The following is a 21,051-nucleotide window of genomic DNA, read 5'->3' as shown; positions in this document are numbered from 1 at the left end:
ATCACGCACCCCTAGATTGACCTGTCGGCTCTGGATCTGATGGCATGGTGTGGCGGTCTTCGTACTGACCACGGACAGAAGCATGATCCTGGCGACGAGATATCGTTCAGAGGGACTTGACGATCAAAGGCCCATTACAGAAGCCTTACGGATAACCGAACCGTGACTTGGTGGCGCGCACCTGGGAGATCGCCCTAGCGTCATTGCCCGCGGCGCAACTCGTGCGGGCATTGGCAATCTCGGCACTGACGCGGCTGTGCACGCCCTTGGTGGTGTGGCCGGTCGCGAGGTCGTTATCCATCACCGCCTGGAAACGTTCGACCTCGCCCGAGCAGCCCGATCCGCTCGGCATGCGGAAGGTGCTGGGCGTCACGCCCGGTGCTGCCTGCTCCGGAGCCGGGGCGGGCGGTGGTCCTGCTGTCTGGCAGGCGGCGAGAAGGAAGCCGGCGAGGGCGGGGATCAAGAACGAAGTGGCGCGCATCGCATGCAGGCTCCGGCTGGCGAACGGCCGGGACAATGACCGATTCCCCGCGCGGTTCCAATCGCCTCCGCTCGCAGGTCAGTCCGTCAGTAGGAGGCGGGAGGCAGCCAGTGTCAGGAACCCCGAGAAAGCGGCGGCCAGCCAGATTGCGTCGAGTCCGATCATGTGATGCGCAAGAGCGCCGGCAACCGCTCCGCTCAGCAGCCCAAGCCAGAGCGTGAAATGGCGCAGCCAGGCGAGGCGGGAGCCGCCAAGCAGGGCCCCGGCGATGCGTTGCCCCATCTTTACCAGCGTGCCGGTCATGTAGGTCAGGCCGATCGTGACCTCGCCGTCGCGCTGGAAGACGGAGTTTTCCATGCCCATGGCGACGGCGAGCATGGCGATGCTGATGCCGGCCTCTCCCAGCCTGTCGGACAGCGCAGCGATGAAGAGACAGATCGTCAGAGCTGCCAGCACGGCGGTATGCCGCCTCGTCCGGGCAAAATGTCCGACGAGCGAGCCGAGCACCACGCCGCCGACGAAGAGCATGATGATACCGCCTGCCAGCGCGATACCGCCGAGATGGCCGTTGGCGAGTTCGATCCCGAGCCGCGTCGTATTCCCGGTCATGAAGGACACGAAGAAACCGCCAAGGCTGATGAAGCCGAGCGCATCGACATAGCCTGCAAGACAGGTCAGCCCGACCGCAAGACCGATCGTGCGGCGGTCGTAGCGCATCATCGGATATCTCTCCCCAGCCTGCCCGGCGATCGAATGCGATTCGCGGGGAGCGGACAATGCATGCCGCGCCAGCAGTTGCGGCCCGGTCAGGATAGCGAGACTCCGGCCGGGACGACGTTGCAAACTTCGCATGCGTCACATGCTTGCGCACCGCGGGTGCTTTCGGTTACATCGTGTCCAGTCGAACGAGGAACGCCCGTGGCCGCATCTGCCACCCATGCCTGGATCCTGAGCCGCGCCGCTGCGCGGACGGTCGGCATGCGCGCTCCGCTTGGCCTTGGTCAGCTTCTTCTCCTTAGCCGCCCCTGAGGGCCGGCCGGGCATGCATGCCTGGGCGCTCAGGGGAGTGACGAGAACCGCCTTCCAGACCTAACGCGCCCATCCCAACGACCGCGGCGCGACCCAATCAGGATCACGACCATGACCAACGCTTCCCAGACTGCATCCTCCAAGGACCGGGTGCTGATCTTCGACACCACTCTGCGTGACGGTGAACAATGCCCCGGCGCGACCATGACCTTCGAGGAGAAGCTGGAGGTCGCGGATGTGCTGGACGCCATGGGCGTCGACATCATCGAGGCCGGATTCCCGATCGCGTCCGATGGCGATTTCGAGGCCGTCTCGGAAATCGCCAAGCGGATCAAGCGTGCGACCGTTGCCGGGCTGGCGCGCGCCATCAGCGCCGATATCGCTCGGGCAGGGGAAGCCGTCCGCCACGCGGTGAAGCCGCGCATCCACACCTTCGTCTCGACCTCTCCGATCCATCTGCAGCATCAGATGCGCAAGACCGAGGATGAGGTTCTGGAGATCATCACCAGGACCGTCGCCCAGGCGCGCAACCTGGTCGAGGATGTCGAGTGGTCGGCGATGGATGCGACGCGCACGCCGATCGAGTATCTCTGCCGGGCGGTCGAGACGGCGATCAAGGCGGGGGCGACGACGATCAACCTGCCCGATACCGTCGGCTACGCGACGCCGGACGAGTATCGCACCATGTTCAGCTCGATCCGCGAGCGCGTGCCGAATGCCGACAAGGCGATCTTCTCGGTGCACTGTCATAACGATCTCGGCCTGGCTGTCGCCAACTCGCTGGCCGGCATCGAGGGCGGCGCGCGGCAGGTCGAATGCACGATCAACGGCATCGGCGAGCGCGCGGGCAACGCGGCGCTGGAAGAGGTGGTGATGGCCCTGCGGGTCCGTGGCGACGTCCTGCCCTACGATACCGGCATCGAGTCGGCCATGCTGATGCGTGCGTCGAAGGCGGTTTCCACCGCCTGTTCCTTCCCGGTGCAGTACAACAAGGCGATCGTCGGTCGGAACGCTTTCGCCCATGAAAGCGGCATTCACCAGGACGGCATGCTGAAGCACCAGCAGACCTATGAGATCATGACGCCCGCCTCGGTCGGCGTGACCAAGACCTCACTGGTGATGGGCAAGCATTCGGGGCGCGCCGCCTTCCGCTCCAAGCTGAAGGACATGGGCTACGATCTCGGCGACAACCAGCTGGAGGACGCCTTCACCCGGTTCAAGGCCTTGGCCGATCGCAAGAAGCACGTCTATGACGAGGATATCGAAGCGCTGGTCGACGAGAACATCGCAACCGCGCATGACCGCGTGAAGCTGGTCTCGCTGACGGTGATCGCCGGCACGCGTGGCCCGCAGCGGGCCATGATGAAGCTGGATGTCGAAGGGCGCGTCGTCGCCGAGGAAGCCGAAGGCAACGGGCCGATCGATGCGGTCTTCAAGGCGATCAAGGCGATCGTGCCGCACGAGGCCCATCTGGAGCTCTACGACGTCCATGCCGTGACGGAGGGCACCGATGCCCAGGCCGAGGTTTCTGTCAGGCTCTCCGAGGGCGGTGCGTCGGTCACTGGCCGCGGCGCCGACCCCGACACTCTGGTCGCTTCGGCCAAGGCCTATCTCTCGGCGCTCAACAAGCTGATCGCGCGCGGTGCGCGCGTGCATGCGCAGGCGGCTGCGGAGTAGCTGCCACCCTTCAACTGCGGGCCCCGGGCGAGACGATGAGTTCGTCCCGGGGGCTTGCGGTAAAGTGATGTTCCGGCGGTTTGCAACGAGACCGGTGATGCTGCGTCAGCCGGGCTTGCTACCTCTGGCGACCAGGGCCGGCGACGGCACGGCATAGATGCCGTTGCGCTCGTATGCGGAAACCCGTTCGCGCAGATATTCCTTGATCCTGGCCAGGTTCTCCGGACGCTGCAGGCGCAGGACAGCTGCGGCGCGGACCGTGCCGGATGAAATGGCGTCGATGATCGCGTCGGGAGATGAAACGCGCCAGACCAGCGGGACTTCCATGGTCGATATATTCACGAAACCGGCTCGGGCGAGCAACTGGGCGGCGAAGCCCGGTTCGCCATAGCTGAAGAAGTTGGGGCCGGGAGGCAGCCCCACGTCCAGTGAGCCATGAGCGTGGATCGCGTCATAGACCATCGAGAAAGCGATGCACTTCGTCGCGTCGCTCCACGAGGCGTAGGCAAAGCGCCCGGCGGGTTTGAGAGTGCGGCAGGCCTCGGCCAGTGCCTTGTCCGGATCGGGCAGGTGGGGCAATCCGAAGGCGTTGAGGACGGCATCGAACTCACCATCGGCAAAAGGGAGGGCCTCGGCATCCCCCTCCACAAAGCGGATATCTGGATAGGTCTGCTGTGCCAGCCGAATCTGGACTGCGGAAAAGTCCAGGCCGATGGCATCTGCGCCATGATCACGCGCGGCGGCCGCCACATAGCCGACACCGCAGGCGACATCGAGAACCCTATCGCCCGCATTCAGGTCGGCGGCGCGGATCAACTCGGGGATGCAACCCGATGTCACTTCGCCCAGATTGCGATGATAGGCGAGCGCGACCGTCGCCGAGCCCCAGCCCGTCTGCTCGAGATTCCCGAAGGCACTGGATGCGGCCATCAAACGGGCCTCCCCATTACACTCCGCTTGGCCGCGGTCGCGCGGCGCGCATCGTACCTGAGAATAGCACGATCGGAGCGAAACGTCCGCTCGCCCTCACACCGGCCAGCCCTCGTCCGCTTTGATCGTCGCCAGCACGAAGGAGGAGCGCATGTCCGCGACGCCGGGCAGCGTCAGCAGGCGCTGCATCGCGAATTCGCCATAGGCCTCGATATCGTCCGCGACGATATGAACGAGCAGGTCGCATTCGCCGGTCATGGCCTGACAGGAGATCACTTCCTCGAAGGATTTGAGCTTCTCGACCAGCCTTGTCCGCCAGTCCGGGTCGGATTGCGAGAGCTTGACGAAGGCATAGGCTTCGACGCCGTGGCCGAGTGCGCGCCGGTCCAGTTCCGCGCGGTAGCCAGTAATGATGCCGTCCTCCTCCAGCGCCTTGAGCCTGCGCAGGCAGGGCGAGGCCGCCATGCCGATCTCTTCGGACAGCGCTGCGTTGGTGATCCGGCCATTACGCTGCAGGGCGCGCAGGATCCGCCGATCGGTCTCGTCGAGCCGAGACGGGTTTGCAGGATGGTGGGGCATCATCGGACCTCAATCCATTTCCTCGGGTCATATCCTGCCAACAGACGTGTCGAAGAACAAGAAATGGTCAGGACATGACCGTCGGCTCCGCGCATGCTCAGTGCATGCAAGGGAGGTGCGCCATGTCGACCGATCCGTTCTCCCGCTCCGGCTTGAAGCCGCATGAAATACCAGAGGATTTCGTCGTCGATCAACGTTTCGACGCCTATTCGCGGGCTGATCATGAAACCTGGTCGCGGCTGCATCGACGCCAGGCCGAGTTGCTCCGCGGTTGCGTCTGCGACGAATATTTCGAGGGGCTCACTGCGCTTGGCATCGCTGCCGATGGCATTCCCGATTTTCGCGACCTGAACCGCGTGCTCGAAGCGGCGACCGGCTGGACGGTGGTGGCCGTGCCGGGGCTGGTGCCGGACCGGGTCTTCTTCACGCATCTGGCGGCACGCCGCTTCCCAGCGGGCTTCTGGATCAGGCGGCCAGAGGAGTTCGACTACATCGAGGAGCCGGACATCTTCCATGACATCTTCGGCCATGTGCCGCTGCTGATGAACCGGGCCTATGCCGATTTCGTCGCGGCCTATGGCGAGGCGGGATTGCGACTGCATGATGCCGCCGATCTTGCGCGGCTGGCGCGGCTCTACTGGTACAGCGTCGAGTTCGGGCTGATCGAGACCAAGTCCGGCCTGCGCATTTTCGGTGCCGGCATCGCCTCCTCGCCGGGGGAGACGATCTTCGCGCTCGAGAGCACATCACCCAACCGCATCGCCTTCGATGCGGTCCGCGTGATGCGTACGCTCTACCGCATCGACGATTACCAGCAGAGCTATTTCGTGATGCCCGGCTTCGACGCCATGCCGGCGCTTGATGAAACATCGCTGGCGATGACCTTGTCCCAGGCGCGGGCCGGGGCCGATATCGATCCGGAAATGGCGCTGCCGGCGGATCGTCTTTTCCAGCGTGGTGATCAGAGCCACCATCGGCAAACGCAGATCGCCTCCTGAGCTGCCGGGGAGAACCGGTTTTCCCCTGAAATCACAGCGATTTCGCTGCCGCCGTCTTGGCGGCGGCAGCGCGCTTGCCTTCTATGTCCGTTCGTGACGCGAGCATGGTCGCGGCTTGGCTGGGGAGCGTGAGGCATGGCTGGCTATTTTCCGAAATGGACATTGAAAACAACCGGCGCGGTGATGCCGGATGAGCGGCTGCCGACCGGGCAGACGATCGTCGCGGGGTTGCAGCACGTCGTTGCCATGTTTGGCTCGACAGTGCTGGCACCGCTGCTGATGGGGTTTGACCCCAATGTCGCGATCTTCTTCTCGGGCATCGCGACGCTGCTCTTCTTCGTGATCACCAGGGGGCAGCTGCCGAGCTATCTCGGTTCCTCCTTTGCCTTCATCGGCGTGGTGATCGCTGCGACGGGCTATGCCGGGGCTGGCCCCAACGCGAATATCGGGGTGGCGCTTGGCGGCATCATCGCCTGCGGCGCGGTCTATTTCGCCATCGGCCTGATCGTGCAGGCCGTCGGCACCAACTGGATCGAGAAACTGCTGCCGCCCGTGGTCACCGGCGCGGTTGTCGCCGCGATCGGTCTCAACCTGACCGCGGTCGCGATGAACATGATCTCGGCGAGCCCCTATACGAAATGGATCGCGTTGTTCACCGTCGTCGCGGTCGCGCTGGTGGCGGTTTACGGGCGCGGGCTGGCGCAGCGGCTGCCGGTGTTGATCGGCGGCCTCACGGCCTATGTGGTCTATGCTGCGACGGCCTCATCTTTCGGCGCTCCGACAATCGATTTCGGGAAGATCGCCGCAGCATCCTGGTTCGGCTTGCCGAATTTCGTCGCACCGGTCTTCGATTTCAAGGCGATGGCGCTGATCGCTCCGGTCGCGATCATCCTGGTCGCGGAGAATCTCGGGCATATCAAGGGCATTGCCGTGATGACCGGCCGTAACCTCGATCCGCTGATCGGGCGCGGCTTCATGGCCGACGGGTTGGGGACCATCATCGCCGGGTCGGGCGGCGGCACGGGCGTCACGACCTATGCCGAAAACATGGGCGTGATGGCGGTGACGCGGGTCTATTCKACCCTGGTCTTCGTCGCTGCGGGCGTGATCGCACTGGTGCTCGGCTTCTCGCCCAAATTCGGCGCGGTGATCGGCACGATCCCGGTCGCAGTGCTGGGCGGTCTCGCTGTCGTCGTCTTCGGCCTGATCGCTGCGACTGCGGGCCGGATCTGGGTCGAGAACAAGGTCGATTTTTCTGCGCCGAAGAACCTCATCACGGTTGCGACCGCGCTGATCCTCGGCGCCGGCGATCTCAAACTGCCGATTTTCGGCTTCGAACTCGGCGGAATCGGCACCGCTACCTTCGGTGCGATCGCACTTTACCACCTGCTCAATCGCCGCACTGCGTGAGGATTTCTCGCAGTTGCACACAGGCATTTAGCCGGAGTGCATTTTTCTGCTCAAACGGGGTGGACAGGGCAGGGGGCGTTTGTTACACGCCCCCTGCCTGACGCGGTTCCGGCCGGCAGAAAGGCAACGTCTTCGTGGCGTATGGGTGATTAGCTCAGTTGGTAGAGCAGCTGACTCTTAATCAGCGGGTCGTAGGTTCGAGCCCTACATCACCCACCACGAACCTTCCTTGAAGTTCAGATATTTAGCCCCGCCTGGGGACCGGCCTTGCCCGGGACCGGCATGGTTGTTTTGCGGCTCGTGCTGCATGTTCCGGTATGCATTCGTGCCGAGCCGGCCAAATCTTCGACCCAGCGTAGCAGCGGCAACTTCGGCCAGATTCCAGCGCTCCGCACAGCCGGACGAGCGCCCCGTTTGAACGAAGGCGTGTGCGCGGATCAGCCCTGTTCGAAAATCGCCGGCGTGCCGCCGGTGTGCAGGATGCAGGCCGCGTCATCGGGCGAAATGATGCGGTCTTCCGCCAGCTTCAGAAGCCCGGCGAAGGTTTTGGCCACGTAGGTCTGTTCAAGGATCAGCGCCTCATGCCGGGCAAAGAGAGCTGCCGCCTGAACCGATGCCGGCGTGGGGGTGCCATATCCCTCGCCGAGTTGTCCGAGGTCGATGCGGACGCGGTCGAGACACCCTGATGGCAGGGCTCGGCCAACAAGCCCAGCAAGGTCGCGCAGGATAGCGTCGAGACGGCGCCGAAGGGTACAAGCGTCGTATTCGACGCTGACCAGATGGAAGGTCCACGGCAGTCCGAGGACGGCCGCTCCGAAGATCATTCCCGCTTCCGTCACGCCCATCGAGCCGGGAAGTACGATGTGCCGGAGATCGAGACTCAGCGCCTGGGCCTGTTCGGATAACTCCTGCGCCGCCCGGACATAGCCCAACGCCCCCAGAACCGGATCGCCAATCAGATAGGGCCGTCGTCCCGCTGCCACGAGTTCGGCGATTGTCTGCCACGCCAGCCGCCCACGCTCCTCCTCGCCAACGGGGCCGAGCATCTGGATGTCGGCCCCCAGTCGCTTCGTCAGCAGGGCGTTGCCGCGCAGAGGAGCCGATGGGTCGCCGGCATAGAGGACGAGCATGTCGATGCCGATTTTTGCCGCCGCCGCCGCGGCCAGCCGGCATTGGTTGGAGGGCAGGCCGCCGGCCACCACCAACATGTCGCTCTTCCGTGCGAGCGCTTCTCCGATCCAGAATTCGAGGCTGCGCACCTTGTTGCCGCCGAAGGCCAGCGGCATGCAATCGTCGCGCTTGATCCAAAGCTGCGGATGCCCGGTCACACGGCCGATGCGGCGCATCGGCTCAAGCGCCGTTGGGCCGCCGACGAGATCGATCCGCGGAAACGCGCTCAGCATGACGTGGTCCAGATCCAGAATGCAGGGGCGCCGCCGCGACGCCGAGCATGGCGAGACAAGCGAAGCGCCCTATAGCAATAGACAAGCCCGGCGGCGGTGCAATCCAGCGCTCGATGCTGACGTTCAGGACGTCCGGGCTTGTCGGCGTGCCGCATTTGCCTCCGCATATTGCAGCAACCGGTCCAGATCATCGCGCGCGATGTCAAAGGTCTCGCCCATTTGCGCCAGAGCTTCGTCGATATCCGCCGCGATGAAGGGCGGAGCTGAGCCCGTCGGGAGTTTGTTCAGCTCGGTTCGTGCTGCACGATGGGGATAGGAGCGGCGCGAGAGGGCATGGAATGCCACCCCGAGCGCAACCAAGGCCAGCGAGTTCAACCCGACGGGGATCAGCGGGAACAGAGAGCCCCATTTGGCGACAGCCGAGCCACCAAGTGCGGCAGTCAGGGCAACCGCGCCGCCGGGAGGATGAAGCGACCGCGTGACCGACATGACGGCGATCGCAAGCGCCACCGCGAGCGCCGCGGCGAGGGTGACGTCAGGAACCGCCCAGGCAACGCAAAGGCCGACGCAGGCGGAGATGACGTTGCCACCAATGACGGGCCAGGGCTGGGCAAGAGGGCTTGTCGGAACGGCGAAGATCAGGACCGCGGAAGCCCCAATCGGCGCAACAACCAAGGGAGAAGGGGCCGGGAAGAGCAGGCCGGCTGCGGCGGTCAACGCAATGGCGACGAACGCGCCCGCACAGGCGATCAGACGTTCCGAGATCGTGGCGCCGGCGAGAATGGGACTGAAGAGTTTCACGCTGCCCGCACTGGTCCGATCGGTCGGGAGCGCTGCTTGTAATATGAGCATTGCGCACAGATCAACGGAAATTGCTATAATTCACGTTATTGTACGTTAATTTGGCGGCGGGGAGCTGGATGCAGCGGGGCGAGACCCAGGCGCCAGAAGTCTTGCCCGGTTCTTCCTGCACTGTTGATCAGTTCCGCTGCCGGGTAGGGAAATGAGGCTTCGCCGTGGCGTCGGGATTCGCTTCGCATGCTGACCGAACTCGACATTGTCCTGAAACTGCTCTGCGGTGCGCTTGCCGGCATCGCTGTGGGTTGGCAGCGGACGCTGAGGCACAAGAGCGCAGGAATTCGCACCTTCGGCCTTGTCGGTGTTGGCGCGGCGGCCGCAGCGGCCATCTTCAGCGGTGAGCTCTACGGGGCGCCCCATCCCGACGCCGCGAGCCGCGTCGTGCAAGGCGTCCTGACCGGCATCGGCTTCCTGGGGGCGGGCGTCATCATTCGGCGCGAGAATGACCGCATGCCGCATGGGCTGACGACAGCAGCGGCCGTCTGGGTGACAGCGGCGCTCGGTTCTGCGGCCGGGCTTGGTCACTGGCGTGTGGCGCTTACCGGCACGGCCATCGCGCTCGCCCTGCTCGCCATCGACCATTCGATCGAGCGTTGGGCGCAGGGACGACCGCCGAACGACGATCAATTCTCGGAGGGAGATGGCTCTCGATCCAAGGCAGGGACCGAGTCCGGAGATTCTTCGGGGCCCTGACCGGCGGGCCGTTCCTCCGCGCTCCTCCGTACGATGACACTGATGCCGCCGCCATCGAGCGGCGCTTTCGGAATGCCGGGGCGTTTGGTGGGCTGGCCGCGAACCTTCGCGGCTTCGACGCGTTGATGACCGAACAAGGAGTTCGTGATGTCCGCGACGACCACCGATCGGCTCAACTCACCGGGCGTGCCGCAGCCGCCATTTCCGCCGCCCGAGGCCCCGCCTCTGACGCCGGCAGAAGTCCCGCCGGCGCCGCCGGTCGAATCGCCGCCAGAGGAAGAGCCGGTCGGCGTCCCGCGCGATCCGCCGCCGGAGCTGCCACCGAATGTGCCGCCGGAGAGGCCTCCGGCGACACCGTTCGATCTGCCGCCCGACAGGGGGCCGCGTAAGCCTGTCGAATAGGCCTCAGAGTGCCGGCGTGTTGCCCTCGCCGAGATCCCAGTAGAGGCCCGCCATCATGCCGAGTCCCTCGCGCGCGATGGCGACGGGCAGGTGCTCGTCGGGAGCATGCTGGGAGCAGCCGGGATAGGAATGCGGCACCCAGATGGTGCGCAGGCCCAGGATCTCCGAGAAGATGTCGTTCGGCAGCGAGCCGCCGAGATTGGGCAGCAGCGCGGGCTTCTTCTCTGTGGTCCTGGCGATCGAAGCGAGCGCCCAATGCACCCATGCATCCTCGGGATCGAGGCGGGTCGCGTTGAAGATCTCGTCACGAGCGAGCGTGACCTCGACCATGCCGAAGCCGTGGCGCTTGAGGTGACGACGCAGCGCCGGCAGCACCTCCTGCGGGTCGATGCCGACCACGAAGCGGAGCTGGCAGCGGGCCCAGGCGCTCGGGGGCACGGCGTTCACGGGGGTTTCCGGCACGCCGGACTTCATCGCCAGCACGTCGAAGGAGCACCAGCCGAACACCTGCTCGGCGGGCGACAGGCCGGGCTCGCCCCATTCCGGATCGATCGTCGGGCCGTCCGGGCCGCCATCGACCTCGCAATCGGCGAGTGCCTTGCGCACCGGCTCGGGCAACTCTTTCGGCACCCACTCATGGATGCGGATCTGGCCGGTCGGGGAGGCGATCGAAGCGATGACATGGGCCAGCTGGATGGCGGGATCGGAGAGGATGCCACCCCAGTTGCCGGAATGGTGGCCGCCTTCGCGGGCAGTGATGGTGAGATCGAAGGTGACCCCGCCGCGCGAGCCGAGGAAGACCGTCGGGCGCTCGGCATTGAGGCGCGGCCCGTCCGAGCCGATCAGCACATCGGATTTGAACAGCTCCTTCTGCTCGGTGCAGAGCTCGCGCAGGCCGGGCGAACCGCATTCCTCGCCCATCTCGATCAGATATTTGGCGTTGAAGCCGAGCTTGCCGCGCGTTTCGAGGACGGCACGCAGGGCGTTGATGTTGATGACGTGCTGACCCTTGTTGTCGACGACGCCACGGCCATACCAACGGTCGCCGCGCTCGGTCAGTGTCCAGGGAGAGAGGCCCTCGCTCCACTGCTTGTCGAGGCCGCGGATCACGTCGCCATGGCCATAGCCGAAGATCGTCGGCAGGCTCGGGTCCTCGATACGCTCGGCGAAAAGGAACGGGCCCTTGGCGCGCGGATGGTTCAGCGTCCTGCAGGTGAAGCCGAGCGATTCCAGCAGCGGCTGCATTTCCCTCTCGAGATACTCGCTCAGAACCGGAGCACGCTCGGGGTTCTGGCTCTCGGTCGGCATCGCTACGAGGCGCGTAAGGTCGCTCTTGAACTTGCCGCTGTCGAAATAGTCATATGCATGCGCAATCGCCTTGGCGCGGGTCATGGTCGTCTCCTTGGATGTCAGGATGCAGTCGCGCCTGAGGCGGCGGATTCGTAGAGATGGCAGGCGACCAGCCCGCTCTCGTCCTGGCGCAGCTTTGGCGTCACCGTCGCGCATTGCGCCATCTTCGCCGGGCAGCGCGGATGGAAGGGGCAGCCGGGCGGCGGGTTGAGCGGGTCGGGAAAGGCGAGGCCGAGGCCGGTTTCCGGGATGCCCTTGCCCGGCTCCGGCGTCAGCACCGAGGCGAGCAGCGCCTTGGTGTAGGGATGGCGCGGCGCCTTGAAGAGGGTCGCGGTATCGGTCAGCTCGACGACCCGGCCGAGATACATCACGGCGACACGGGTCGCGATATGCTCCACCACCACGAGATTATGGCTGATGAAGACATAGGTCAGGCCAAGCTCGCTACGCAGGTCGTTGAGCAGGTTGAGGATCTGCGACTGCACGGAGACGTCGAGCGCCGAAGTCGGCTCGTCGCAGACCACCATCTCGGGGTTTAGGATCAGCGCACGTGCGATGGCGACGCGCTGGCGCTGGCCGCCCGAGAGCTCGCGCGGATACCGGTCCGCGAAGCGCCTGGGAAGGCCGACCTTCTCGAGGATGTCGATGGCGCGCTTGCGCCGCTCGGCCGCTGTGCCAAGGCCCTGCACCGCGAGCGGCAGCGCGACGATCGAGGCAATCGTCCGGCGCGGGTTGAGCGAGGAATAGGGGTCCTGGAAAACCGGCTGCACCCGCCTGGCCATGCCGAGCCGCCCGAGCTTGCCGACATTCTCGCCGGAGAGCGCGATCTCGCCGCTCGAAGGCGGCAACAGGCCGAGCAGCATGCGCGCCAGCGTGGACTTGCCGCAGCCGGACTCGCCGACGATGCCGAGCACCTCACCCTTGGCGATCGCCAGCGATACGCCGTTGACCGCGTGCAGCGTGCGCTTGCCCTTGAACAGGCCCTGGCTGACCGAGAAGGAACGGGTCAGCTCGCGGGCCTCGAGCAGGATCTCGGGTTGCGCGAGGTTGGGAGGCGAGAGAGCGCCGCTCATGCCGCGTCCTCCAGGATGCAGCGCCAACTCTGGCCGTCAGGCCGGTGGCGCAAGGGTGGGGTTTGCGCACATGCCGCTTCAGCGTGCTGACAGCGATCGCGGAAGCTGCAGCCCTTGATCTCGCCGATGAGCGAGGGAACGACACCGGGAATGACGCCGAGCTTGCCGCCCGGCTCCGTGCGTCCGGGGACAGGAATGCAGTCGATCAGTCCCTGGGTGTAGGGGTGGCGCGGCTGGCGGAAGATCGCTTCCGTCGGGCCTTCCTCGACGATCTGCCCGGCATACATCACGCCGACCCAGTCGGCGATGCGCGCGACGATGCCGAGGTCGTGCGTGATCAGCACCATGGCGATCCCGAGCTCCTGCTGGAGGTCGGCAAGCAGTCTCAGGATCTGCGCCTGGATGGTGACGTCGAGCGCCGTGGTCGGTTCGTCGGCGATCAGCAGTTCGGGGCCGCACATCAGCGCCATGGCGATCATCACGCGCTGGCGCAGGCCGCCCGAGAGCTGGTGCGGATACTGGCCGAGACGCTGGGCGGCATTGGCGATGCCGACCTTGTCGAGCAGATGGGTCGCGCGCTCGCGTGCCTCCGTCTCGCTCGCCTTCTTGTGCAGGCGATAGGCCTCGGTCATCTGGTCGCCGATGGTGTAGGCCGGATTGAGGGCCGTCATCGGTTCCTGGAAGATCATCGCCATGCGGTTGCCACGCAGGCTGTTGATGCGCTTGGCACCAGCCCTGGCGAGGTCTTCGCCGGCAAAGCCGAGCTTGCGGGCGCTGCGTTTCGCAGCCTTCGGCAGCAGGTCCATGATCGCAAGCGAGGTCATCGACTTGCCGCAGCCGGACTCGCCGACGAGGCAGAGTGTCTTGCCACGCTCGACCTTGAAGGAGAGGTCGCGGACCGCATGGAGCGGGCCGCGCGGGGTGGCGATGTCGACGGTGAGACCGTCGACATCCAGAATCACGGTGTTGTCGGCGGCCTGCATCAGGTGCGACCCTCCGGCGAGATCACGTCGCGCAGGCCGTCACCGGCGAGGTTGATCGCGAAGATGAGCACGGCGAGCGCCGTGCCGGGCAGGGCGATGAGCCAGAACGAGAAGAACATGTAGGCCTTGGCTTCGGAGATCATCAGCCCCCATGAGGGCAGGGGCGGCTGCACGCCGAGCCCGAGGAAGGAGAGCGCCGCCTCGAGCAGGATGGCGCTCGCCGCTTCCAGCGTGGCGACGACGATGAGATGCGGAGCGATGTTGGGCAGCACCTCGCCGAGGATGATGCGCGTGGTCGAGGCGCCGGCGGCCTGGGCGGCGGCGACATAGTCGAGCGAGCGGACCTGCTGGGTTGCGCTGCGCATGACGACCGCGAACCGGTCCCATTTCAGCAGGCCGAGCACCAGGATGACGATCCAGAGCGAGGAGCCGACGATGGCGACGACCGCAAGCGCGACCAGGATCACCGGCATCGACAGGCGCGTCGTCACCAGGAACGTCATCAGCATGTCGATGCGGCCACCGAAATAACCGGCGAGCAGGCCCATCGTCGTGCCGATCAGGCCCGAGATGACGACGACGCTTATGCCGATCAGCAGCGAGATCCGGGCGCCGTAGAGCAGGCGTGAGAGATAGTCGCGCCCGAGCGGATCGGTTCCGAGCGGGTGGGCCCAATTGCCCTTCTCGTACCAGAACGGCGGCACATTGCGGGCCGTCAGGTTCTGCAGATAGGGATCATGTGGCGCCAGAACCGGCGCGAGCAGCGCGATTGTGATGAAGAGCAGCAGCAGGCCGACGCCGAAGACGAAGGCCTTCTGGCCGAGCATGCGGCGCAGCAGCTTGCGGGCTTCGGAAAGCTCGGGAGCGTCGGGAGCGGAGAGTGCGGTTTCGCTCATGATCAAGCCACCCTGATGCGCGGGTCGAGCCAGGCATTGGCGATATCGGCCGCGAGCGTAAGCAGGACGTAGACGACCGAGAGCAGCAGGACGACGACCTGCATGACCGGGAAATCCTTGTAGGTAATGCTCTGATAGGCGAGGTAGCCGAGCCCATCGAGCGCGAAGATCGTTTCGATCACCACCGAGCCGCCGAGCAGGAAGCCGAGCTGGACGGCGGCGAGCGCCACCACGGGGACGACCGCGTTGCGCAGCGCGTGCTTGAACACGACCTTGCCGGGTGGCAGCCCTTTGGCACGGGCGGTGCGGATGTAGTCGGCGGAGAGTACTTCGATCATGCCGGCGCGGATCAACCGCATGAAGGCAGGCGCGGCGTAATAGCCGAGCGCCACGGTCGGCATGACGTAGTGCAGCCAGCTATCGGAGCCGGAAACCGGCAGCCAGCGCAGGGTGATCGAGAACAGCATCACCAGGATCAGCGCGAAGAAGAAGTTCGGCATCGCCTGGCCGACGACGGCGATCGCCAGCGCAACGCGATCGATCCAGCTATTGGCGTAGATCGCCGCGAGCACGCCGAGCGGAATCGAGATCAGCAGCGCGAAGGCGAGCGATGTCAGGCCTAGGATCAGCGTTACCGGGAGCTTGGCCATCACCAGCGAGGCGACGTCCGTCTTGAAATAGATCGACGTGCCGAGATCGCCGGAGAGTGTCCGCCAGAGCCAGTCGAGATACTGCACGAGGATCGGCCGGTTCAGGCCGTAGGTCTCACGGATCAGGTCGATATCGGCCTGCTGCGCACCTTCGCCGGCGATCGCGACCGCGACATCGCCCGACAGGCGCAACAGGAAGAAGGCGATGGCCGAGACGGCGAGCGCGACAAGCAGCGCCAGACCCAGCCGTTTGAGAATGAAGCCTAACACGTGGTGCTTCCAATGATGTTCATGGGGAACGGAATCCCTGGTCATCCCGGCCTGAGCGCGCCGGAAAGCGGGGATCCACATCTGAATCCCTGTTCCGAGACGCTCAGGCATGGATTCCGGATCGGCGCGGTCAGCACCGATCCGGGAAGACGCTTGGCTCGATCTGAGCGGAGAGCGTGCTACTTCCAGCTCATTTCCCAGAAGCGGACGAGCTCGTCCGGATAGGCCTTGAAGATCAGGTCCTTGTTCGCGACGTAATAGACCGGCAGCGAATAGAGCGGCGCGGCATAGGCCTTGTCGGCGATGATCTTCAGCGCCTCCTTATAGGCCTCCCTGCGGACCTCCGGCGCGACCGAGTTGTTGCCCTTGTTCAGCAGGTCGCGGACCTGCGGATCACGGGTGATGTCCTCGCTGCGGAAGGCGAAATAGTTCGGTGTGTTGGCCGAGACGTCGTTGACCGAGAACGAGCCCCAGGTCTGGTGCGTCAGCATCGCCTTGTTGGTGGCGATCAGCTCGCGCATGGCGGCGTATTGCAGGAAGCGCAGGTTGGTCTTGATGCCGACGGCCTGGAGATAGCCGATCAGCGCCTCGGTCTGATTGCGTTCGCGATAGGCGACGATGTCGAGCGTGAGGTCCTTGACGCCAGCCTCGGCGAGCAGCGCCTTGGCCTTGGCAGGGTCGTAGGGGTAGCGCGCGGCGCCCTCGTCCGTGCAGCCGAACTGCGAGGGGAAGCAGATCGTATTGATGACGCGCGAGCCGTCGCCAACGATGTTCTTGACCATCGCCTCGCGATCGATGGCGTGGATGATCGCCTTGCGGACGCGCTCATCCTTGAGCGCCGGGGAGGGCGTGTTCTCGAGGATGTTCATCTGCATGAAGACGATGCGCATCGTCTCGCCGGAGACGACCTGCAGCATCGGCACGGTCTTGAGCTGGTCGGCCTGATCCTTGGGCACGTGCATGATCAGGTCGCCACCGCCCGACAGCATCTCGGCCATCTGGGTCTGGCGGTCGGGGATGAAGCGGATTTCGATCTTGCCGACCTTGGCCTGCGCCTTGGGCGAATCCTTGAAGTAGTCCTTGTTGGTCTCAAGGGTGATCGACTTGCCGGGGACGTAGTTCGTGACCTTGTAGGGGCCCGAGCCGACCGGCTTCTCGTTCTGCCCCTTGGGGCCGACCTTCTCGTAATACTCGTTCGGATGGATCACGACTGGACCGGCAAGATACTCGATCGCAGCCGGGAAGATCTCCTTGGTGGTCAGGCGGACCTTGTACTTGTCGAGCTTCTCGGCCTTCTCGATCCAGTTGACGTTGCCCTGGGTGACGACCTTGCTTTCGGGCTTGGCGACGAAATTCAGGGTGTAGACCACGTCATCGGCGTCGAATTCCTCGCCGTTGTGGAACTTCACGCCTTCGCGGAGCTCGAACTCGATGGTCTTGTCGTCGATCTGCTTCCAGCTCTTGGCGAGTTGGCCCTTGTACTCGTTGGTGACCGGGTCGCGATAGACCAGCGTATCCCAGACATTGGCGCCGATGATCACGCCGATGCGGACGTTGTTGAAGAAGGGGTCGACGTTCTCAGGTGCCTGATCATAGGCGAAGCGGACGGTATTGGCGGCCTTTTGGGCGAATGCCGGCGTGGCCGCTCCCGCTGCGGCCAGAGCCGTCGAAGCCAGGGCCAACGCGATGGCCTTCGTGACAAATCTCATACTTCTTCCCCTCGCAGCGTTATCGCTCGTCTTGGTGTAGCCACGTGCGGCAACGGTCATCCGTCGCTCTGCATGCAGTTTGAAATCTGCCTAAGGAAAGCGCTTGCCGCCATAAGAATGAATAGAAGGGATCGTTGCCGAACCGGCAAAGCATCGCTAAAGCCCGATCATGCAAACTCCGGCGTTGCGATATTTCCTGGCAGTGGCGCGAACAGGGTCCGTCAGCGCTGCGGCGCAGCGGCTGCGCGTTGCCGGCTCGGCCGTCAGCCGACAGATCGCCAATCTGGAAAAGGAACTCGGCGCCGGCCTGTTCGAGCGGCGCTCACACGGCATGATCCTGACCCAGGCCGGCCAGACGCTTGCCGCCTATGCCCAGCGCCTGGAGCTCGAGAGCGAGCAGATCGTCAACGAAATCCGAGAGTTGCGCAGCGCGAGCAAGGGCCTGATCCGCCTCGGTGTCACCGAGGGCTTTGCCGTCAGCTTCATCCCCGAAGTCATTTACAACTTCCGGAGGCGCCACCCCAATGTTGCTTTCGATCTCAAGGTCATCTCGCCGCAGGTCGTGACCGAGCATATTCGCACCGGTTCGATCGATATCGGCCTGACCTTCGTGCTGCAGCCGGAGCGCGGGGTCACGATCAACTGGCAATGTGCGGCCCAGACCTATGCCTTCGTTGCGCCGCACCATCCGCTGGCGACCAAGACGCCGATCCATATCGAGGACATTTTCGCCCATCCGATCGGGGTGCTCGATGGCGAGGCGACGGTGCGCAGGATCGTCGATATCTACTTCTCGGCGCGGGGCCTGACCGTCGACCCGGTTCTGGTCACGACCAATGTCGCGAGCCTCAGACATCTCTGTAAGCTCGGCGGTGCCGTGATGTTCGCCAGCAGCATCTCCTTCGGCGCCTCGGTCCGCGATGGCTCGGTGGTCGCGCTGCCGCTCAGGGATGGCGAGTTGCCGCCGCGCAGTCTGCAAGTGCAGACCATGTCGGGCCGCGTGCTGCCGCGGCTGGTGACAAATTTCATCACCATGTTGATCGCGGAACTGCAGGCCGCCGACGCCGTGGCTGCGGCGGCGACGCCGCGCACCGGGCAGGCGGCCATGCCTGCCAAAGCGAGAGGAGCCGAGGGAGCATGACGAAGCCGACCGGAAGAGGCGTGGCGCCGTTGGAGATCATGATCCCGCACCCGCACCAGCTTGTCGCGCGCGATGCGATCCTTGCCGCGCGGGCGGCTGGAAAGCCGGGCTTCCTGCTCGGCGATCTGACGGGACTCGGCAAGACGCTTTCGGCCTGGCTCGCCGTTGCCGCGATGCAGGAGGACGAGGTGCTGGTGATCTGCCCCAAGGGCGCGATCCCACAATGGCGGCGCACCATCGCGCATTCCGGCCTGCCGCCGAAGAAGATCACGCTGATGAATTTCGAGCGGACGAAGTCATTGCTCGCAGCCCCCACCGACAGCAAGAAGCGCTCGACGCGGGCAAAGAACAACGAGCTCGCGAAGCTCGGGACGCCGAAGCGGGTCTGGCCGATCGTGGTGATCGACGAGGCGCATCGCATCCGCAATCCGAACTCGCAGCAGGGACTGGTCTGTCGCCAGATGGCCGCGGCGGCCCGCTTCGCGATTTATATGAGCGCGACGGCGGGCCAATCCCCGCACGAACTCTCCTATCTCGGATCGCTGCTGGCCCAGGCCGCCGGTGCTCCGAGCGCCGATCTCGACGGTTTTCGCGCCCTGATGAAGCGCCTGAAGATTGGCCGGGCCAAGGGGCGCTGGAAGAACTGGAGCTGGGAGTCGAACGAGGCGGACCGGAAGCTCATGTCGGATCTGCTGTACCGGGGCGAGAACGCAATCGGATTGCGCCGGCGGCCGGAAGAGATCGCCGGCTGGCCTGAGGTGCAGCGTGAGCTGGCGCCGATCGCGTTGGATGCGTCGGCACGGCGGCTCTACGACGCGACATGGCGCGAGTTCCGGCGGGAGCTCGGCCTGGCCGGTGGTTCGACACGCAAGCCGGCCGGCTGGGCGGCCGATCTCAGGTTCCGCCAGAAGGCGAGCCTGCTGCGTATTCCTGGCACCGCCGATTTCGTCGAAGACCTGCTCGGCAATGACGAACAGGTCGCGATCTCCGTCGCCTTTCTCGAGACCAGCGCGATGCTGACGGAGATGCTGCGCGGGCGCGGCTGGAAGGTCGGCGAGATCAATGGCGAGCATTCCGGGCAGGCCAATGAAGAGACGCGGCTTGCCTTCCAGACCGGGGCGCTCGACGTCGTCGTCTTTACGGTGACGGAGTCGATCTCCCTGCATCGAGGCGAGATGGCCGGCGGCGAGCGCGAGCGGTCGCTGGTCGTCCACGACATGCGACACAGCGCGATCCAGCTGCAGCAGATCGAGGGCCGCTGCCATCGCGACGGTCAGCACGCCACGATCTTTTATGCCTATGCCGAGGATACGGTGGAGGAGACGGTTGCGGCCACCGTCATCATCCGCATGGCGGCGATGGACGGAATGGCCGGGGACGACACGCAGATGCTGGATGCGATCGCGTCCCTCGTCGAGGAGCGAGCCGCGGCCTGAATGCACGGCAACCAGGTGTCACTGTTTGATGCTGCCCAGCAGGGAGTTGGTCAGGCCGACAAGGCCCAGCCATATCTCGCGGGTATAGGCGCCCTGATGAACGACAGCGTCAAAGCCGATGGCGATCACGGCGATGATCAATAGAATCCGGAACATGTGATCCCTCCTGGCCGAACCCTTGTTCAGAACGCAGGCGAGACCGGCCTGTTCCGCAGCGCAGCACGGTTCGCCGCCGCCAGGGGCCATCTATCGGCAGGTTGACCCCTGCACTGTGGCGGTGTCCCTTCGCGTTGCATCGAGGAGTGGTGAGGAAGCGGCATGTTCGAGGATCTGCAGGGCAAGCGCGTGCTGGTGACCGGTGCGTCTTCAGGGCTCGGTGAGTATTTCACCCGGCTTCTCGCGGCGCGGGGTGCGCATGTCGTTGCTGCTGCGCGCCGCCTCGACCGGTTGTCCGAGCTGGCTCGTTCCTGCGCCGGATTGCCGGGCAAGGTGATGCCGCTCGCGCTCGACATCGGATCGGTCGCGGCGATCGAGACCGGCATCCCGGAGGCGCAGGCTGCAATGGGCGGCCTCGATCTGCTGGTCAACAATGCCGGCGTTGCCGATCCCGAGCGCGCGCTGAGCCTGAGCGAGGCGCAATGGGATGCGCATCTCGACATCAATCTGAAGGGCTGTTTCTTCGCCGCACAGGCGGCCGCGCGTTTGATGGCCCAGCAGGAAAGCGGCGGCGCCATCGTCAATATCGCCTCGATCCTCGGCGAGCGCGTGGCGCTCAGCGTTGCGCCCTATGCGATTTCGAAGGCGGGACTGGTGCAGATGACCAGGGCGCTGGCGCTGGAATGGGCGCGCCACAAGATCAGGGTGAACGCGCTGGCGCCGGGCTATGTCGTCACCGATCTCAATCGCGCCTTCTTCGAGACCGACGAGGGCAAGGCGCTGATCAAGCGCATCCCGATGCGCCGCGCCGCCGATCTCACCGATCTCGACGGCCCATTCCTGCTGCTATGCTCAGACGCCGCCCGCTTCATGACCGGCTCGGTCGTTGCCGTCGATGGCGGCCATCTGGTCAGCGGGCTGTAGAGC

21 protein-coding genes and 1 tRNA gene are annotated in these 21,051 nt (G+C 65.0%); 9 read left to right on the top strand and 13 right to left on the bottom strand.

What is annotated here, in order from left to right:
- Positions 1-145: 145 nt before the first annotated feature.
- Positions 146-481 carry a hypothetical protein gene (locus AC1DGP_RS16540; protein WP_441491561.1) on the bottom strand — a complete coding sequence of 112 codons (336 nt, stop codon included), beginning with the start codon at positions 479-481 and terminating at the stop codon, positions 146-148.
- A gap of 78 nt (positions 482-559) precedes the next feature.
- Positions 560-1,201 (bottom strand): YoaK family protein, encoded by a 642-nt coding sequence (locus tag AC1DGP_RS16535; RefSeq protein WP_441491560.1) that lies wholly within the window; start codon positions 1,199-1,201, stop codon positions 560-562.
- Positions 1,202-1,621: 420 nt separating this feature from the next.
- Between AC1DGP_RS16535 and AC1DGP_RS16530 the strand changes: the two genes are divergently transcribed.
- On the top strand, positions 1,622-3,187 hold the full coding sequence (locus AC1DGP_RS16530) for a 2-isopropylmalate synthase (RefSeq protein ID WP_069879891.1): 1,566 nt from the start codon (positions 1,622-1,624) through the stop codon (positions 3,185-3,187).
- Between the two features lie 105 nt (positions 3,188-3,292).
- On the opposite strand, the gene AC1DGP_RS16525 is transcribed toward AC1DGP_RS16530, so the two are convergent.
- Complete coding sequence (locus AC1DGP_RS16525) at positions 3,293-4,117, bottom strand: class I SAM-dependent methyltransferase (RefSeq protein WP_441506285.1); 825 nt, start codon at positions 4,115-4,117, stop codon at positions 3,293-3,295.
- A gap of 96 nt (positions 4,118-4,213) precedes the next feature.
- The gene (locus tag AC1DGP_RS16520) at positions 4,214-4,699 is read right to left on the bottom strand and encodes an Lrp/AsnC family transcriptional regulator (RefSeq protein WP_476832319.1); all 486 of its coding nucleotides are present in this window, start codon (positions 4,697-4,699) and stop codon (positions 4,214-4,216) included.
- A gap of 119 nt (positions 4,700-4,818) precedes the next feature.
- On the opposite strand from AC1DGP_RS16520, the gene phhA reads away from it, so the two are divergent.
- From phhA to AC1DGP_RS16505, 3 genes are all read left to right on the top strand, one after another.
- Positions 4,819-5,694, top strand: a complete 876-nt coding sequence (gene phhA, locus AC1DGP_RS16515; RefSeq protein ID WP_441506283.1) for a phenylalanine 4-monooxygenase — start codon at positions 4,819-4,821, stop codon at positions 5,692-5,694.
- A gap of 135 nt (positions 5,695-5,829) precedes the next feature.
- The gene (locus tag AC1DGP_RS16510; protein WP_441491556.1) at positions 5,830-7,104 is read left to right on the top strand and encodes a solute carrier family 23 protein; all 1,275 of its coding nucleotides are present in this window, start codon (positions 5,830-5,832) and stop codon (positions 7,102-7,104) included.
- A gap of 143 nt (positions 7,105-7,247) precedes the next feature.
- Positions 7,248-7,323 (top strand) — tRNA-Lys (locus AC1DGP_RS16505).
- A 218-nt stretch (positions 7,324-7,541) separates the two neighbouring features.
- Here AC1DGP_RS16505 and AC1DGP_RS16500 read toward each other — a convergent pair.
- Positions 7,542-8,507 carry a 1-aminocyclopropane-1-carboxylate deaminase/D-cysteine desulfhydrase gene (locus AC1DGP_RS16500; RefSeq protein ID WP_441506282.1) on the bottom strand — a complete coding sequence of 322 codons (966 nt, stop codon included), beginning with the start codon at positions 8,505-8,507 and terminating at the stop codon, positions 7,542-7,544.
- Positions 8,508-8,630: 123 nt separating this feature from the next.
- Positions 8,631-9,308, bottom strand: a complete 678-nt coding sequence (locus AC1DGP_RS16495; RefSeq protein ID WP_441506281.1) for an HPP family protein — start codon at positions 9,306-9,308, stop codon at positions 8,631-8,633.
- Between the two features lie 237 nt (positions 9,309-9,545).
- On the opposite strand from AC1DGP_RS16495, the gene AC1DGP_RS16490 reads away from it, so the two are divergent.
- Together AC1DGP_RS16490 and AC1DGP_RS16485 are read left to right on the top strand one after the other, a co-directional pair.
- Complete coding sequence (locus AC1DGP_RS16490; RefSeq protein ID WP_441506280.1) at positions 9,546-10,058, top strand: MgtC/SapB family protein; 513 nt, start codon at positions 9,546-9,548, stop codon at positions 10,056-10,058.
- A gap of 147 nt (positions 10,059-10,205) precedes the next feature.
- Positions 10,206-10,460 carry a hypothetical protein gene (locus AC1DGP_RS16485; RefSeq protein WP_441491552.1) on the top strand — a complete coding sequence of 85 codons (255 nt, stop codon included), beginning with the start codon at positions 10,206-10,208 and terminating at the stop codon, positions 10,458-10,460.
- A 3-nt stretch (positions 10,461-10,463) separates the two neighbouring features.
- Here the strand turns inward: AC1DGP_RS16485 and AC1DGP_RS16480 are convergent, their stop codons facing one another.
- The 6 genes from AC1DGP_RS16480 to AC1DGP_RS16455 form a co-directional block, all read right to left on the bottom strand.
- Positions 10,464-11,852, bottom strand: a complete 1,389-nt coding sequence (locus AC1DGP_RS16480; protein ID WP_441506279.1) for a M20 family metallopeptidase — start codon at positions 11,850-11,852, stop codon at positions 10,464-10,466.
- A gap of 17 nt (positions 11,853-11,869) precedes the next feature.
- Entirely contained in the window at positions 11,870-12,883 is a 1,014-nt protein-coding gene (locus AC1DGP_RS16475) for an ABC transporter ATP-binding protein (protein ID WP_441506278.1), read from the bottom strand.
- On the bottom strand, positions 12,880-13,866 hold the full coding sequence (locus AC1DGP_RS16470) for an ABC transporter ATP-binding protein (RefSeq protein WP_441506277.1): 987 nt from the start codon (positions 13,864-13,866) through the stop codon (positions 12,880-12,882). Before AC1DGP_RS16470 ends, AC1DGP_RS16475 begins: the two co-directional genes overlap by 4 nt.
- Positions 13,866-14,762 (bottom strand): ABC transporter permease, encoded by an 897-nt coding sequence (locus AC1DGP_RS16465; RefSeq protein WP_441506276.1) that lies wholly within the window; start codon positions 14,760-14,762, stop codon positions 13,866-13,868. Before AC1DGP_RS16465 ends, AC1DGP_RS16470 begins: the two co-directional genes overlap by 1 nt.
- 2 nt (positions 14,763-14,764) lie before the next feature.
- Positions 14,765-15,682, bottom strand: a complete 918-nt coding sequence (locus tag AC1DGP_RS16460; RefSeq protein ID WP_441506275.1) for an ABC transporter permease — start codon at positions 15,680-15,682, stop codon at positions 14,765-14,767.
- 179 nt (positions 15,683-15,861) lie between these two features.
- Complete coding sequence (locus AC1DGP_RS16455; RefSeq protein WP_441506274.1) at positions 15,862-17,391, bottom strand: ABC transporter substrate-binding protein; 1,530 nt, start codon at positions 17,389-17,391, stop codon at positions 15,862-15,864.
- Between the two features lie 169 nt (positions 17,392-17,560).
- Between AC1DGP_RS16455 and AC1DGP_RS16450 the strand changes: the two genes are divergently transcribed.
- A complete protein-coding gene (locus AC1DGP_RS16450) occupies positions 17,561-18,532 on the top strand; it encodes a LysR family transcriptional regulator (RefSeq protein WP_441506273.1) in 972 nt (323 codons plus the stop codon).
- Complete coding sequence (locus AC1DGP_RS16445) at positions 18,529-19,968, top strand: SNF2-related protein (RefSeq protein ID WP_476769353.1); 1,440 nt, start codon at positions 18,529-18,531, stop codon at positions 19,966-19,968. The genes AC1DGP_RS16450 and AC1DGP_RS16445 overlap by 4 nt, the downstream gene beginning before the upstream one ends.
- 18 nt (positions 19,969-19,986) lie before the next feature.
- Here the strand turns inward: AC1DGP_RS16445 and AC1DGP_RS16440 are convergent, their stop codons facing one another.
- The gene (locus AC1DGP_RS16440) at positions 19,987-20,124 is read right to left on the bottom strand and encodes a hypothetical protein (protein ID WP_162768072.1); all 138 of its coding nucleotides are present in this window, start codon (positions 20,122-20,124) and stop codon (positions 19,987-19,989) included.
- 162 nt (positions 20,125-20,286) lie between these two features.
- Between AC1DGP_RS16440 and AC1DGP_RS16435 the strand changes: the two genes are divergently transcribed.
- Complete coding sequence (locus AC1DGP_RS16435) at positions 20,287-21,048, top strand: SDR family NAD(P)-dependent oxidoreductase (protein WP_476769352.1); 762 nt, start codon at positions 20,287-20,289, stop codon at positions 21,046-21,048.
- Positions 21,049-21,051: the final 3 nt, after the last annotated feature.

The organism is Allobosea sp. 05T433, from assembly GCF_056396065.1.
The sequence above is the reverse complement of the archived record's forward strand: the minus strand, read 5'-3'. Positions and strand labels throughout refer to the sequence as shown.